The sequence below is a fragment of the Micromonospora sp. NPDC048907 genome (assembly GCF_055586885.1).
Genome location: NZ_JBVJHI010000004.1, coordinates 446961 through 460723, shown reverse-complemented (window position 1 = coordinate 460723; position 13763 = coordinate 446961). Strand labels below are relative to the sequence as shown.

Here is a 13763-nt window from a genome sequence, read left to right as displayed (position 1 = left end):
GGTCGGCCTCCCCGGCTCACCCGGGGAGGCCGACCGGCCGGTCGTCACTGCGGCGTGGCGGCGGTGGCCGCGGGCGCGCGGTCCGGGCGGGCCGGTTCCGTGGCCACCGGCCGGCGCAGGTCCCGCCACGGCCCGCCGAGCAGCGGGGTGAGCACCACCAGCAGGTAGGCGGCGCCGATGGCGACCAGGGTCCTGGTGGTGCCCAGGTGGTCGGCGGCCAGTCCGGCGCCGAACGCGCCGACCGGCATGGCGGCCCAGGCGCCCGCCCCGATCACGCCGTAGACCCGGGCGCGCATGGTCGCCGGGACCCGTTCCAGCTTGACCGCGCCGATGAGCGGGTTGATCGCGCCGGCGGCGAGGCCGGCCACCACGTAGACGGCGGCCACCACCGGCAGCGGCGGGGCGGCGGCGAGCGCCCAGAAGGGCGGCGCGCCGGCCACGGCGAAGGCCGTGACGAAGGTGGCGCGGCGGGGCAGCCGGTGCCCGACGGCGCTGAAGATCAGCGAGCCGACCAGCGCGCCGCCGCCCATGGCGCCGACCAGCAGGCCGAAGGCGGCCGCCCCGCCGAGTTCCCGGGTGGCGACGATCGGCATGAGCACGTTGCTCTTGGTGGCGTCGAAGAGGTTGGTGACCAGCACGAGCAGCACCACGGCGCGCAGCAGCGGCTCGCGGACCAGGAAGCGCAGCCCGGCGGCGAAGTCCCGCCAGTAGCCGGTCGAGGGGGCGTCGTGGTCGGCGGACGCCCGCAGGCTCGCCGGCACCAGCACGGCCACAGCGAGCGCCGAGACGGCGAAGGTGGCCGCGTCGACGGCCAGCACCGGCAGCGCGCCGAGCGCGCTGACCAGGACGCCGGCCACGGGCGCGCCGATCAGGCGGGCGCCGCGCTCGGTGGCCTCGAACCAGCCGATCGCCCGTTCGATGGGCACCCCGGCCGCGCTCGCGGCCTCGGGCAGCAGCGCCAGGCGGGCCGTCTGGCCGGGGGTGTCGAGCAGGCCGCTGAGGAAGACCAGCCCGAGCAGCGCCGGGAAGGGCAGCCCCACCGTGGCGTGCAGCACCGGCACGGCGGCGACCGTCACGCCGGAGACCAGGTCGGCCAGCACGCTGGACCGGCGGTAGCCGATCCGGTCGACGAGCACGCCGCCGAAGGCGCCGCCGAGCACCACGGGGGCGGTGGCGAACGCGCCGGCCAGCCCGGTGGCGGCGGGGGACCCCGTCTCGGCGAGCACGTAGAGCGGCAGCGCGATCAACGTGAGCATGTTGCCGCTGAGCGAGACCGTGTGCGCGGTGAGCAGCCCGGCGAGGGGCGCCCGCCGGCGGCTCACTGCGGCCCCCGGTAGGCCTGCCAGATCAGCGTGACGGTGCGCGCGTCCGGCCGGTCGGGGTTGCTGCGGGCCTGCCAGCGCTCGCCCAGTTCGGACAGCTCCCGCCGCAGCTCCACGAGCTCGTCCGGGGTGAGGTGGAGGAAGTTGTCGCTGCTGGTGGTGCCCCGGACCCAGGCGGGGTCGAGGGACGCCTCGGCATCGAGGTACGCCTCGAACCGGGCCACGTAGCGCTGGAGGAAGGCCCGGCGCAGCAGGTCGGAGGCGAGCCGCCGCTCCGGGTCGTCGAGCAGTTCCACCGGCTCCCAGTTGGTGCGCGCGTGCGCCGCCCGCCACCACCGCTCCCGGCGGTTGCGGGCCAGCTCGGGCGCCTCCACGACGAAGCCGTGCTCGGCCAGCTTGCACAGGTGGTAGCTGACCGAGCCGACCGCCTCGCCGGTGACGTCGCTCAGCATGCCGACGGTCTGCGGGCCGCGGATGCGCAGCTCGCCCAGGAGCCGGATCCGGGTCTCGTGGGCCAGCGCCCGCATGGCCTTCGGATCGGTGAGGTGCAGGGTCTTCGGCTCGTCCGCCATGCCGCCGAGGTTAGACCTACAACGAGTGATGTACAAGAAGCCTTGTATTTATGGGCCGGGGAAGCTCGATCAGACAGGGCGGTGCTGGATCAGGCGGGGCGGCGCCCCTTGAGGCGGCGGCCCAGCTCGCGGGCGATCTCCCGCTTGGCGTCCCGCTCGGCGAGGGCCTGGCGCTTGTCGTACGAGCGGCGGCCCCGGGCCAGGCCCAGCTCGACCTTGGCCCAGCCGTTCGAGAAGTACATCGACAGCGGCACCAGGGTGATCCCGCCGTCGCGCAGCTTCTCCAGGATCCGGGCGATCTCGACGCGGTTCAGCAGCAGCTTCCGGGTGCGCCGCGGCTGGTGGTTGGTCCAGGTGCCGAAGCCGTACTCGGCGATGTGCAGGCCGTACAGCATGATCTCGCCGTCGCGCTCCTGGGCGAACGCGTCGACCAGCGACACCCGCCCCTCCCGCAGCGACTTCACCTCGGTGCCGGCCAGCACGATCCCGGCCTCGTACGTCTTCAGGATCGTGTAGTCGTGCCGCGCCTTCTTGTTGGAGGCGACGAGCTTGCGCCCGGTCTCCCTGGTCACGCCCCACCTCCTCGCCCGCCGACGCGGAGCAGGATACCCGGTGTCCGCCGGGACCCCGGAGCGAAATTCGGCCCGGCCGCGGGTGCCGGGCCGGCGCCGGGTCCCCTAGCGTCGGGGGATGGACCGGCTCGACGAGATCGCCTTCCGCCTGCCCCGGACGCCCGCCGCGCGGACCTTCCTCGGCCAGGTCCGCACCCTGCTGGCCGACGTGCCGTACGCCGTCGACGGGCCGGCGGAGCGCCTGGTGCTCACCCCGCCGCGGCCGGACGGCGCCCGGCCGGTGACCACCATCGGGCTGGCCGACGTGCCCGCGCCGGTGGTCACCTTCCATCCCGGGCCGTCCCTCGGCGTCGAGGGCGCCGGGCCGCCCGCCGGGCCCGCGCCCACGGTCGACGTGGCGGAGCTGGCCCGCCGCCTCGCCGGGCACGTGCGGCGCGTCGACCACACCGGCGTGAACCTGCCCACCGGCACGACGCCGCCCGAGGCGTGGCGCGGCCTCGTGCGGGCGCTCGCCGCGAGGTCGACGATGTACCGCTACCCGACCGGCGAGGAGTGGCCGTTCATCCTGCCGTCGACGCCGGCCGAGCTGCGCGCCGACATCCGGAGCTTCGTCGTCGGCCGGGAACCACGGTTCGAGCTGGTCCACGACGCGTGGCGCAACCGCACCGAGTGGCAGTTCGCGCTCTGGACCGACCTGACGCGCACGGAGCTGGCGGAGCTGTTCCCCGAACCCGAGGGGCTCACGTTTCCCGGTCTGGACGACATCTTCCGGGTGGTCCCGGTCCGCCACCCCTGGTGGCCGGAGCTGGGGATCCGGTTCGACCTGTGCTACCGGGTGGTGGGCGGGCCGTCGGACTGGGAGACCGGCGAGTGGCTGGTCACCGCCGGCGGCCGGATCGGCTGAGCCGGCTCGTCCGGAACCGCCGTGCCGGCGCGGCGGAGGTGACCGTCGAGGTCGCCGAGCCAGCCGTCGACCTCCACGAGGGCCAGCACCTCCGGCCGGTCCTCGCCGTCGCGCACCATCCCGTGCACCTGCCGCGCGACGTCCCCGGGCGGGTCCGTCGGCGCCGGCGGCCGGTCCACCCGGCCCCGCGTCACCTGGCCGCCGAGGTCGGCGTAGCCGTCGCGCAGCCGCCCGGCCCGAGCGACCAGCGCCGCCGCCGGGCCGGGCCACGGGGCCAGCACCCCGGGCCGACGGTCGGCGAGCAGGGCCTGCCCGCCGTAGCCGGCGCGGTGCGCGGCCGCCAGCACCGCGTCCCAGTCGACGTGCGACAGCCGGGGGTCGTGGCGCTCACCGTGGTACTGCACGAGGGACGTGGTGGCCAACGCCTCCGCGCGGCGGGCCGCGGCGACCGCCGGCCGCGCGTCCGCGCCGCTCGCGAACGCCTCGACGATCCGCTCGGCGGCCCGCCCGCTCGCCGTCAGGTAGGCGCCCGCGTTGCGGCGCAGTTCGGCGCCGCTGCCGCGTGGCCAGAGCAGCAGGCCGGCCAGGACGCCCACCACGGCGCCGATCGCCACGTCCACCACCCGGGCGCCGGCCAGTTGCCAGGACGCGGGGTTGAGCTGGGCGAACACGACGATGAGCAGCAGGGTGAGCAGCGCCTGGGCCCAGCCCAGGCCGAGCAGCGGGCCGACGCCGAAGGCCAGCACGAGCGCCAGCGGCAGCAGGGCGGCGTACGCCTGCCGTTCGGGTGAGACGAGCAGCAGCAGGCCGCCGGCGGCGCCCCCGGCGAGGGTGCCGACAAGCGCCGGACGCAGCGTGGTCCGGGTGTCCGACGCGGAGGCCCGCATGAGGCTGAGCGTCGCCAGGAGCACCCAGAACCCGTGCTGCAGGTTGACCACCCCGGCGATCACCCGTGCCGCGGCCAGGGCCACGGCGAGCCGGACGGCTCCCTCGAGGTACACCGACCGCGGGGTGAGGTGCGCCCGGAACTGCCGCCGGTACAGCGACCAGGTGCTGCGCCCCGCGTACCAGAACCGGTCCGCGCCCGCCTCGGCGGTCCGCTCGGCGCGGCCGCGCGGACCGGTGGCGATCCCGATCGCCGTCGCGTACGTCCCGACCTGGTCGGCGAGCGTGCGGACCGCCGCGTCCACGCGCAGCCGGACCGGACCGGCGGCCCGCCACGACGGCGGCGGGGTGGCCGGCTCCGGTCCGCCGGTGGCCGGCGTGCCCGGTCGGCGGACCGTGCGGTCGGCGGACCGGCGGAGCGCGGCCGCGTACCGGCGAAGCGCGTCCGCCAGGTCGGGGTCCCCGCTGCCCGGGACGTCCGGCCGGGAGGCGAGGGACTCGGCGACCGCGAGCACCTCCTGGGCGGCGGCGGCCGCGTCCCGCCAGGCCCGGTCGCGGCGACCGGCCGACGTGGGGCGTGCCGTGACCGGCAGTCGCGGCAGCCGCACCTGGTCGAGCAGCTGTGCCGCCCGGGCGTGCCGGCGCGCCGCCGCCTCGGCCGCGCCCGGCGATCCGAGCAGCACGTCCGCGAGCGCGTCGAGGTAGTCCGCGAGGCCGCCCGCGGCCGCGGCGAGGCGCTGCGGGAAGGAGAACGGCGCCGGGTCCGGCCAGAGCGTCACCTCGGCGAGCGCGACCAGGGCGACGCCCAGGGTGACGCCGGCCAGCCGGGCCGGGAGGGTGTCCGGCTGGTACGGCGGGAAGCAGGCCAGGATGTAGAAGAGCTGGAGCGCGTTGGCCAGCCCGACGAGGCGCGGCCCGCCGACGCCCGCGAACGCCACGGCGAACCCGATGACGAGCATCCCGGCGGACGCGGCCGCGGTGCTGACCGCCAGGACCGTGCCGACCGCCACGAGCGCCCAGGCCACCGGTACGGCCGCCAGCAGGGTGCGCGCCCGCACGGCGGCCGGCCCCGGCAGCTGGGCGAAACTGCCCGTGGCGACCGTGGCGAACAGCGCGTACGTGGCGAGGGTGACGCTGCCGAGGCCGTAGCGGCAGCCGTAGAAGGTGAGGGATGCGACCACGGTGAGCCGGGCCGCCCGACGGATGAGGCGGTAGCCCGGGTCGCGCCGGCGCAGCCGGTCCCGCAGCTCCCCGCCGGGCCGTCGACGCATGCCCACACCGCTCCCCACCAGGTCTCCCGGGGGGCGGGCCGTCTGCTTCCGGGACTCTATCCGGTCCGGTGCGGCGGCGTTTCCCGGTTGGCCCGACACGGGCGTGTCCGCGATCGGGATGCCGCCCGCCGTCGGTGCGCCTAGGCTGCCGGGTAGGCGAGGCGGGGGAGCGGCGGATGACGCGGGTGGCGGTGCTCGGGCTCGGCGGCATGGGCGCGCCGATGGCGGCGAACCTCGTCCGGGCCGGCCTGACGACGGTGGTGTGGAACCGGCATCCGGAGCCGGCCCGTGCGCTCGTCGACCGGGGCGCCGAGGTCGCCGCGGACCCGGCCGAGGCGGTACGCGGGGCCGACGTGGCGGTGACCATGGTGACCGACGCGGACGCGGTGCGCGCGATCGCCGTCGACCAGGGCATGCTGGCCGCGCTGCCCGACGGGGCGGTCTGGGCGCAGATGAGCACCATCGGTGTGACCGAGACCGCGCGCCTGGCGGAGCTGGTCGGTGCCGAGCGCCCCGGCGTGACCCTGGTGGACGCGCCGGTGGCCGGGAGCCGCGGCCCCGCCGAACAGGGCCGTCTCGTCGTCCTCGCCTCCGGGCCGGAGCAGGCGCGCGACCGGGTGGCGCCCGTCTTCGACGCGGTCGGGCAGCGGACCGTCTGGGTGGGGCCGGTCGGCGCGGGGTCGCGGCTGAAGCTGGTCAACAACCTGCTGCTGGCCTTCGTGAACGAGGGGCTCGCCGCGGCGGTCGCCCTCGGCGACGCGCTGGGCCTGGATCGCGCCACCGTGCAGGGGGCCCTGCGGGGCAGCCCGCTGGTGTCGCCGTGGGCGGCCGAGAAGCTGGACCGGATCGCCGACGACGACTACACGACGCAGTACTCCCTGGCCCTGGCTCTCAAGGACGTGGACCTCGCGCTGCGCGAGGTGCCGTCCGGCCGGTTCCCGGCCGCCGAGGCCCTGGCCGGCGAGTGGCGACACGCGGTCGAGCAGGGCCTCGGCGGTGACGATCTCACGGTCGTGACGCGGGCCCTCGGCCGCTGACCCATCGCCGTCCCGGGGATCAGGCGACGGGTTGGGCGACCTCGGCGGGCGACGGCGGGCGGGCCGGTCGCGTTTCCGTGGCGGCGGCCCAGCCGGTGGTGATCAGGAGGAGAGCCGCCGCGTAGGTGGTCATGACGACGAGGTCCCGGCCGGAGAAGTCGCTGCCCGCCGCGCCCACCCCGATCAGCAGGTCGGACACGAGGAAGAGCGCCCCGCCGGCCGCCGCGCGCCGGGACACCCCGGTCGCGGCGGCGGCCATCAGGGACAGCGCCAGGCTGTAGCCGAGCACCGGCAGCCGCAGCGGACCCAGCGCGCCCCAGAGCAGCGCGTTCGCGCCGGCCCAGGCGAGCAGGTAGCCGACCACCGCCGCCACCGGCGGCCGGCGGCGGCGCAGGAAGGCCGTGAGGTACGCGACCTGGGTGACGAGGAAGCAGCCCATGCCGGCCAGGAACGCGGCCTGCCCGGACAGGAGCAGGGCCACGTCCCCGGCGGTCGCGGACACGAGCCCGACCGCGACGCCGTCGAGCCGGCGGCGGGCCGTCCAGAGGTACGCCAGCAGCAGCGGCGCCAGCAGCGGCTTGGCCAGCCACTGCGTCGGCGTCGAGTCGAGCGCGACCCCGACCAGCTCGACCAGGGCGACGACCCCGAACAGGGCCAGCCAGGTTCGCCTCACCGGGCCGGCTGCCAGCCGGGCCGGCCGAAGACGTAGCCGAGCCGGGCGCGCCACGAGGTGGCGTGCCGGACGTCGGACCAGATCGCGGCGAACTCGTGGGTGGCCACCCGCAGCGGGTTGTAGGTCTGGATGTTCTTGGTCAGCCCGTACCGGGCCGGGGCCCGCTCGGGCTCGAAGGACCCGAAGAGCCGGTCCCAGACGATGAGGATGCCGCCGTAGTTGCGGTCGAGGTACTCGGCGTTCGAGCCGTGGTGCACACGGTGGTGCGAGGGCGTGTTGAAGATGAGCTCGATCGGCCGCGGCAGCACGCCCACCCGCTCGGTGTGCAGGAAGAACTGGTAGAGCAGGCTGACCGACTGCTGCAGGAAGATCATCCACGGCGGGATGCCGAGCAGCGCCAGGGGCAGCCAGAACGGCAGCGACGTCATCGGCGTCCAGCTCTGCCGCAGCGCGGTGGAGAGGTTGTAGTAGACGCTGGAGTGGTGCACGACGTGGCTGGCCCACAGCACGCGGACCTCGTGGTGCAGCCGGTGGAACCAGTAGTAGGCGACGTCGTCGGCGAAGAAGACGATCACCCAGGTCCACCAGTCGCCGGGGGAGAGGTGCACGGGCGCGACCACCCACAGCGCGGCGTAGATGCCGACGGTGAGCAGCTTCCAGGGGAAGCCGATGATCTGGCTGCCCAGGCCCATGGAGAGGCTGGTGGTGGTATCGCGCAGCTCGTAGCCGCGTTCCTCGTCGTCGGGGAGGAACCGGTAGGAGACCGCCTCGATGATGATGAGCAGCAGGAACGCCGGGACGGCGTAGAGCACGGCGGGAATCATGCTCGGGCTTCCCTTCGGGTGGCGGGGGTGGTGGGGGTGGTGACCGGGGCGGTCAGCAGGGCCCGGGCGTGCCGGGCGGCCGCGGCGCCCTGGCCGGCCGCGATCGCGGCGGCGAGCCGGCGGTGGCCGGCGACGTCGAGCAGCTCGGCGGCCCGGGCGTCCGGGGGGACGTCGCCCACGGCGAAGGTGCCGGCCACCAGGCTGTTGAACGCCAACAGGTAGGCGGTGTTGCCGCTGCCCCGCACGATCAGCCACCAGATCGCGATGTTGGCCTCGTTCATCCGGTCCAGGTCGGGGGCGAGGGAGCCGTACTCCTCGGCGGCCCGGACCAGCGCGTCGGTGACCTCCGGGTCGCCGCGCTCGGCGCAGAGCCGGGCCGCGTCGATCCCGACGCAGGCCCGCATCTCCAGCATGTCGCGGACCAGGTTCTCGACCGGGAGCACGTCGGCGGAGCGGGCCAGTGACAGCGCCAGGTCGAGGCCGGCGTGGACCCGCCAGTCGAGCACCCGGGTGGCACCGCCCTGGCTGACCCGGACCAGGCCGAGTTGCTGGAGCCGGCGCAGCGCCTCGCGGACGGCGTGCCGGTTCACCGCGAACGCGGCGGCCAGCTCCCGCTCCCCGGGCAGCGTCTCCTCCGGCCGGTAGCGGCCGCTGACGATCGCGTCGCGGAGCTGACCGAAGACGTGGTCGGAGACCGAGGCGCGGGGGACGGGAGCGAAGGCCATGGGCAGCAGTGTGGCCCCGCACACATCAACACGTCAACTGGTTGGACCAGATCCGATTCGGCCACCCTCCGGTGCCCCGGCGCGTACGCCTCGTATCCTTTCCGCCGGAAGCCCGCGAACTGGAAGGGAGTCGGTGTGAGCGATCGGGTCGAGACGTTGGAGTTCCAGGCCGAGGCCCGTCAGCTGCTCCAGCTGATGGTGCACTCGATCTACTCCAACAAGGACGTCTTCCTGCGCGAACTGATCTCGAACGCCTCCGACGCGCTGGACAAGGTGCGCCTGGAGTCGCTTGTCGACAAGGACCTCCAGGTCGACACCACCGATCTGCACATCGAGATCGAGGTCGACCGGGAGGCCCGCACGCTGACCGTGCGGGACAACGGGATCGGCATGTCCCGCGACGAGGTGGTCGGACTCATCGGCACCATCGCCAAGTCCGGCACCGCCGAGCTGCTGCGGACGCTGCGCGAGTCGAAGGACGCCGCCGCCTCGCAGGAGCTGATCGGGCAGTTCGGCGTCGGCTTCTACGCCACCTTCATGGTCGCCGACCGGGTGACGTTGCTGACCCGCCGCGCCGGGCAGGCCGGCGGCACCCGGTGGGAGTCCACCGGCGAGGGCACCTACTCGGTCGAGAGCGTCGACGACGCCCCGCAGGGCACCTCGGTGACCCTGCACCTCAAGCCGGCCGACGCCGAGGACAACCTGCACGACTACACCGCCGAGTGGACCATCCGCGAGATCGTCAAGCGCTACTCGGACTTCATCGCCTGGCCGATCCGGATGACCGTGGAGAAGCCCGGCGAGGACGGCGCCACCACCCGCGAGGAGCAGACGCTCAACTCGATGAAGGCGCTCTGGGCGCGCGCGAAGGACGAGGTCGACGAGGCCGAGTACAAGGAGTTCTACCGGCACGTCGCGCACGACTGGGCCGACCCCCTCGAAACCATCCACATGCGCGGCGAGGGCACCTTCGAGTACGAGGCGCTGCTGTTCCTGCCGTCGCACGCCCCGCTCGACCTGTTCGCCCCGCAGGGCCGCCGGGGGGTGCAGCTCTACGTCAAGCGCGTGTTCATCATGGACGACTGCGACGCGCTGATGCCCAACTACCTGCGCTTCGTCAAGGGCGTGGTGGACGCGCACGACCTGTCGCTGAACATCTCCCGGGAGATTCTCCAGCAGGACCGGCAGATCCGCGCCGTGCGCCGCCGCCTGGTCAAGAAGGTCCTCGCCACGCTCAAGGACCTCCCGGCCGAGGCGTACCGGACCTTCTGGGCCGAGTTCGGCGCGGTGGTCAAGGAGGGCCTGCTGGAGGACCCGGACAACACCGAGGCCCTGCTGGACCTGGTCCGCGCGGCCAGCACCCACGACCCGGCCGAGCTGACCACGCTGCGCGACTACGTCGAGCGGATGCGCGACGGCCAGACCGAGATCTACTACGCCACCGGCGAGAACCGGGCCACCATCGAGAACTCCCCGCACCTGGAGGCGTTCCGCGCCAAGGGCTACGAGGTGCTGATCCTCACCGACCCGGTCGACGAGGTGTGGGTCGAGCGCGTCGGCGCGTACGACGGGAAGACCCTGCGCTCGGTCGCCAAGGGCCAGGTGGACCTGGAGACCGACGAGGAGAGGGAGCGGGCCGAGGCCGAGCGGCAGGAGTACGCCGACCTGCTCACCTGGATGAGCGGCGCGCTCGCCGACAGCGTCAAGGAGGTCCGGCTCTCCACCCGGCTCACCACCTCACCGGCCTGCGTGGTGGGCGACGCGCACGACATGACGCCCACGCTGGAGAAGATGTACCGGGCCATGGGTCAGGAGGTGCCCCGGGTCAAGCGCATCCTGGAGCTCAACCCGACCCACGCCCTCGTCACCGGGCTCCGCAAGGCGCACGAGCAGGGCGGCGACAGCGCCGCGCTGACCGAGACCGCCGAGCTGCTGTACGGCATGGCGCTGCTCGCCGAGGGCGGGGAGCTGGCCGACCCGGCCCGGTTCACCCGGATCCTGGCCGACCGGCTCGCCCGGAACCTGTAGGCCGAGCCGCCCGCCGGCCGGGACTCCCGTGCCCCGGCCGGCGGGCGGTCCCGGTGCGGCTCAGGGCAGGGCCGGGTAGAGGGCGGCCACGCCGCCGGAGAGGCCGGCGAGGACCTGGCGGGAGGTCTCGTCGGCGACGATCTCGTACCGGTCGGTCTCGATCCCGTCGACGGCGAGCCGGGCGATCGCGGCCGGGTCGGACTTCGGCGCGGTCACCCGCGCGGTCATGTCGGTGTCCATGTAGCCGACGTGCAGGCCGGCCACGCGCACGCCCCGGCCGGCGAGCTGCGCGCGGAGCGCGTTGGTCATCGACCACTCGGCGGCCTTGGCCGCGCCGTAGGCGCCCACCTCGGGGAACGTGATCCAGGACAGGACGGAGAGGACGTTCAGGATCGTCCCGCCGCCGTTGGCCGCGATCCTGGGGGCGAAGGCCCGCACCACGGACAGCGTGCCGAGGTAGTGGGTCTCCAGCTCCAGGCGGATCTCCGCCAGGTCGCCGTCGAGCAGGTCGGCCCCGGTGCTCACCCCGGCGTTGTTGACCAGCAGGGTGACGTCGCCGGCCAGCTCCGCGGCGGCGGCCACCGAGGCCGGGTCGGTGATGTCGAGCCGCACCGGCGTGGCGCCCGGCAGGTCGACGGTGTCCGGGTTGCGCGCGCCGGCGTAGACGGTGGCGCCGCGGGCCAGCAGTTCGGCGGCCAGGTGCCGGCCGAAGCCCCGGTTGGCCCCGGTGACCAGGGCGGTGCTTCCAGCGATCTTCATGGGGTGCTCCTGAGGGTGGGAAGGGTGGGTCGTCAGGACGGCAGCAGGCCGGGCCCGGGCAGCACGTCCATCTGGTCGGCCGGCACGTCGTGCCCGGCCGCGCAGCGCAGCGCCACGTGCACCGCCGCACCGCAGTCGTGGTGGGCCAGCCGGACCGACGGCTGTTCGACGGCGTACGTGTCGCCCCACTCGCGCAGGGCGGCGAGCACGGGCAGCAGGTCCCGCCCCTTGGCGGTGAGCACGTACTCGTCGCGGGTGCGCTGCCCGGGCTCCCGGTAGGGCCGCCGGTCGAGCAGCCCGTCGGCGACGAGCTGCTTCAGCCGGGCGGCGGCCACCGGCTCGCTGACGCCGACCCGGCGGGCGAACTCGTCGAAACGCCGGGTGCCGAACGACGCCTCGCGCAGCAGGAGCAGCGTGGTGCGGTTGCCGACCACGTCGAGCGCGCCGGCGATCGAGCAGTTGGCGGTGGACCAGGCGTCACGCCGCGCGAGGAAGTCCGTCATGGGGGCGACGCTACCCGGCTGACTTAGGAAAACAAAAGCCAGCTATCTCACGCCGGACCCGGGAATAACCACCCTCAGAGCTGGCCGGCGTAGAAGCCGTGCCGGGCGAGGGTCTCGACGATCTCCCGCTCCTCGTACGACAGGTGGGACAGCAGGGTGTCGGTGAGGAGGTCCACGGCCGCCTGGAGCTCGGTGAAGTCGCCCGGCTCGCGGATCAGGTCCACGAGCGCCCGGTCCACGCTCTCCACCACCCCGTGGATCACCACGTGCTCCTCCTCGAGGCGGTCCAGCACCGCCGCGAGCCCCGCGTCGGCGCGGCGCAGGTGGGGAAAGATCGAGTTGTCCTCCAGGCCGTGGTGCTGGGTCACCACGGTGCAGTACGCCGCGCAGTAGGCGCCCAGCGTCCAGTTGTTCTGCCGCATGGTCATCTCGTTGAGCACGGCGCGGGCGGCGCCCGGGGCCACCGCGCCCCGCTTGACCTGTTCGAGCAGGTCACGCACCTGCGCGAGTTCCTGGCGCAGGTGGTCGTGAACGTCCACCAGGTGCTGCCCGGCGGCCTGACCGTGCGGGCTGTAGACGTGCCCGGCCGGTGCCGGCGGCGCGGCCGGCCGGGTGGACTCGTCCCACAGCCGGCGCGGGCTCAGGCGTACCCCCGGGTCGGGGGTGGGGGTGACCGCGAGTGCGGTCGACCCGCCGGCCGCGGCGGCGGCCTGCTGCTCCTCGACGGCGTGGGCGCGGCTGCCCGGCGTGGTGCGTTCGGCGGCGACCAGCTCGCGGACCGCGGGCGCCACCTCCTGGGCGAAGAGCTGCACGGCGCGCGGCTCGTCGCTGCCGAGGATGAACGTGGCGACGCCGTGGTCCAGGGCGAGCCCGGCCAGCTCCTCGACCCACTGCTCCGGCGGGCCGTCCAGGAAGCCGCCGGAGGACCGGGCGAAGGTGCCGGTGACGTTGAGCAGCCGGCGGACCGCGCCCGGCTCACGCCCGGCCTCCGCGGCGGCCTCGTCGATCAGCGCGTTCAACGCGGGCAGCTCCGCCGGCCCCTTCGGCAGGTACGCCAGCGACGGCAGCCAGCCGTCCGCGCGGCGACCGACCAGCCGCAGCATCCGCGGCTTGTACGCGCCGACCCAGACCCGCACGGGGTGGGCCGGGGCCGGCCCGCGCTTCGCCCCGACCACCCGGTAGTGCTCGCCCTCGACCCGGACCATGCCGCGCCGTTCGGTGTCCCACACCTCGCGGATCACCCGGATCGCCTCGTCGAGGGCGTCCACGGCCGCGCCCGGGGAGAGCCGCCGGCCGCCGACCGCCTCGATCGCCTCCCAGAACGCGCCGGCGCCGAGCCCCAGCTCCACCCGGCCGCCGGTGAGCAGGTCCAGACTGGCCACGCTGCGGGCCAGCACCACCGGCTGGCGCAACGGCAGGTTGAGCACGTTGCCCGCGAGGGTGATGCGACTGGTGGCCGCGGCCACGAAGGACATCAGCGTCCAGGTGTCCAGGAACCCGGGCTGGTACGGGTGGTCCTGGAAGGTCACCAGGTCCAGACCGGCCTGCTCGCACAGCTTGGCCCGCGCCACCACCTGCTCCGGTCGCCCGGCGCTCGGGGTGAGGAAGCCGCCGAAGGCCAGCTCGTGTCCGTGGTCGCTCATGCCTCGCCGCCTCGTGCCGATCTTGCGTGAACCTGCCCACGGTAG

The 13763-nt window shown here is 74.8% G+C and carries 13 protein-coding genes; 3 read left to right on the top strand and 10 right to left on the bottom strand.

Translation table 11 applies throughout. The features are described 5' to 3' along the window. Positions 1–44: 44 nt before the first annotated feature. The 3 genes from ACZ6PY_RS16090 to smpB all read right to left on the bottom strand — a co-directional run bounded on the left by ACZ6PY_RS16090 (position 45) and on the right by smpB (position 2466). Positions 45–1322 carry an MFS transporter gene (locus ACZ6PY_RS16090; protein WP_466072851.1) on the bottom strand — a complete coding sequence of 426 codons (1278 nt, stop codon included), beginning with the start codon at positions 1320–1322 and terminating at the stop codon, positions 45–47. Continuing rightward, entirely contained in the window at positions 1319–1894 is a 576-nt protein-coding gene (locus ACZ6PY_RS16085; RefSeq protein WP_466072849.1) for a helix-turn-helix domain-containing protein, read from the bottom strand. The genes ACZ6PY_RS16090 and ACZ6PY_RS16085 overlap by 4 nt, the downstream gene beginning before the upstream one ends. 89 nt (positions 1895–1983) lie before the next feature. Continuing rightward, the gene (gene smpB, locus ACZ6PY_RS16080) at positions 1984–2466 is read right to left on the bottom strand and encodes an SsrA-binding protein SmpB (protein ID WP_466072848.1); all 483 of its coding nucleotides are present in this window, start codon (positions 2464–2466) and stop codon (positions 1984–1986) included. A 118-nt stretch (positions 2467–2584) separates the two neighbouring features. Between smpB and ACZ6PY_RS16075 the strand changes: the two genes are divergently transcribed. Continuing rightward, on the top strand, positions 2585–3370 hold the full coding sequence (locus ACZ6PY_RS16075) for a hypothetical protein (protein ID WP_466072846.1): 786 nt from the start codon (positions 2585–2587) through the stop codon (positions 3368–3370). Here ACZ6PY_RS16075 and ACZ6PY_RS16070 read toward each other — a convergent pair. Then, entirely contained in the window at positions 3295–5526 is a 2232-nt protein-coding gene (locus ACZ6PY_RS16070; protein ID WP_466072844.1) for an FUSC family protein, read from the bottom strand. The two genes, ACZ6PY_RS16075 and ACZ6PY_RS16070, sit on opposite strands and share 76 nt — an antisense overlap. Before the next feature lie 176 nt (positions 5527–5702). On the opposite strand from ACZ6PY_RS16070, the gene ACZ6PY_RS16065 reads away from it, so the two are divergent. After that, a complete protein-coding gene (locus ACZ6PY_RS16065) occupies positions 5703–6563 on the top strand; it encodes an NAD(P)-dependent oxidoreductase (RefSeq protein WP_466072842.1) in 861 nt (286 codons plus the stop codon). A gap of 19 nt (positions 6564–6582) precedes the next feature. Here ACZ6PY_RS16065 and ACZ6PY_RS16060 read toward each other — a convergent pair whose 3' ends face one another. From ACZ6PY_RS16060 to ACZ6PY_RS16050, 3 genes are read right to left on the bottom strand one after another with little or no spacing between them, the layout of a single operon-like run. Beyond that, a complete protein-coding gene (locus tag ACZ6PY_RS16060; RefSeq protein WP_466072840.1) occupies positions 6583–7236 on the bottom strand; it encodes a lysoplasmalogenase in 654 nt (217 codons plus the stop codon). Beyond that, the gene (locus ACZ6PY_RS16055) at positions 7233–8060 is read right to left on the bottom strand and encodes a sterol desaturase family protein (RefSeq protein ID WP_313720043.1); all 828 of its coding nucleotides are present in this window, start codon (positions 8058–8060) and stop codon (positions 7233–7235) included. The genes ACZ6PY_RS16060 and ACZ6PY_RS16055 overlap by 4 nt, the downstream gene beginning before the upstream one ends. Next, complete coding sequence (locus ACZ6PY_RS16050; protein WP_466072838.1) at positions 8057–8785, bottom strand: FadR/GntR family transcriptional regulator; 729 nt, start codon at positions 8783–8785, stop codon at positions 8057–8059. Before ACZ6PY_RS16050 ends, ACZ6PY_RS16055 begins: the two co-directional genes overlap by 4 nt. Positions 8786–8920: 135 nt before the next feature. Here ACZ6PY_RS16050 and htpG point away from each other — a divergent pair, with 135 nt between their 5' ends. Next, positions 8921–10813, top strand: a complete 1893-nt coding sequence (gene htpG, locus ACZ6PY_RS16045) for a molecular chaperone HtpG (RefSeq protein WP_466072836.1) — start codon at positions 8921–8923, stop codon at positions 10811–10813. A 60-nt stretch (positions 10814–10873) separates the two neighbouring features. Here htpG and ACZ6PY_RS16040 read toward each other — a convergent pair whose 3' ends face one another. The 3 genes from ACZ6PY_RS16040 to ACZ6PY_RS16030 form a co-directional block, all read right to left on the bottom strand. Then, positions 10874–11572 (bottom strand): SDR family oxidoreductase, encoded by a 699-nt coding sequence (locus ACZ6PY_RS16040; protein WP_466072834.1) that lies wholly within the window; start codon positions 11570–11572, stop codon positions 10874–10876. A gap of 32 nt (positions 11573–11604) precedes the next feature. Continuing rightward, positions 11605–12075, bottom strand: coding sequence for a winged helix-turn-helix transcriptional regulator (locus ACZ6PY_RS16035; protein WP_466072832.1), 471 nt, complete (start codon positions 12073–12075; stop codon positions 11605–11607). 74 nt (positions 12076–12149) lie between these two features. Further along, positions 12150–13718, bottom strand: coding sequence for an LLM class flavin-dependent oxidoreductase (locus ACZ6PY_RS16030; RefSeq protein WP_466072831.1), 1569 nt, complete (start codon positions 13716–13718; stop codon positions 12150–12152). Positions 13719–13763: the final 45 nt, after the last annotated feature.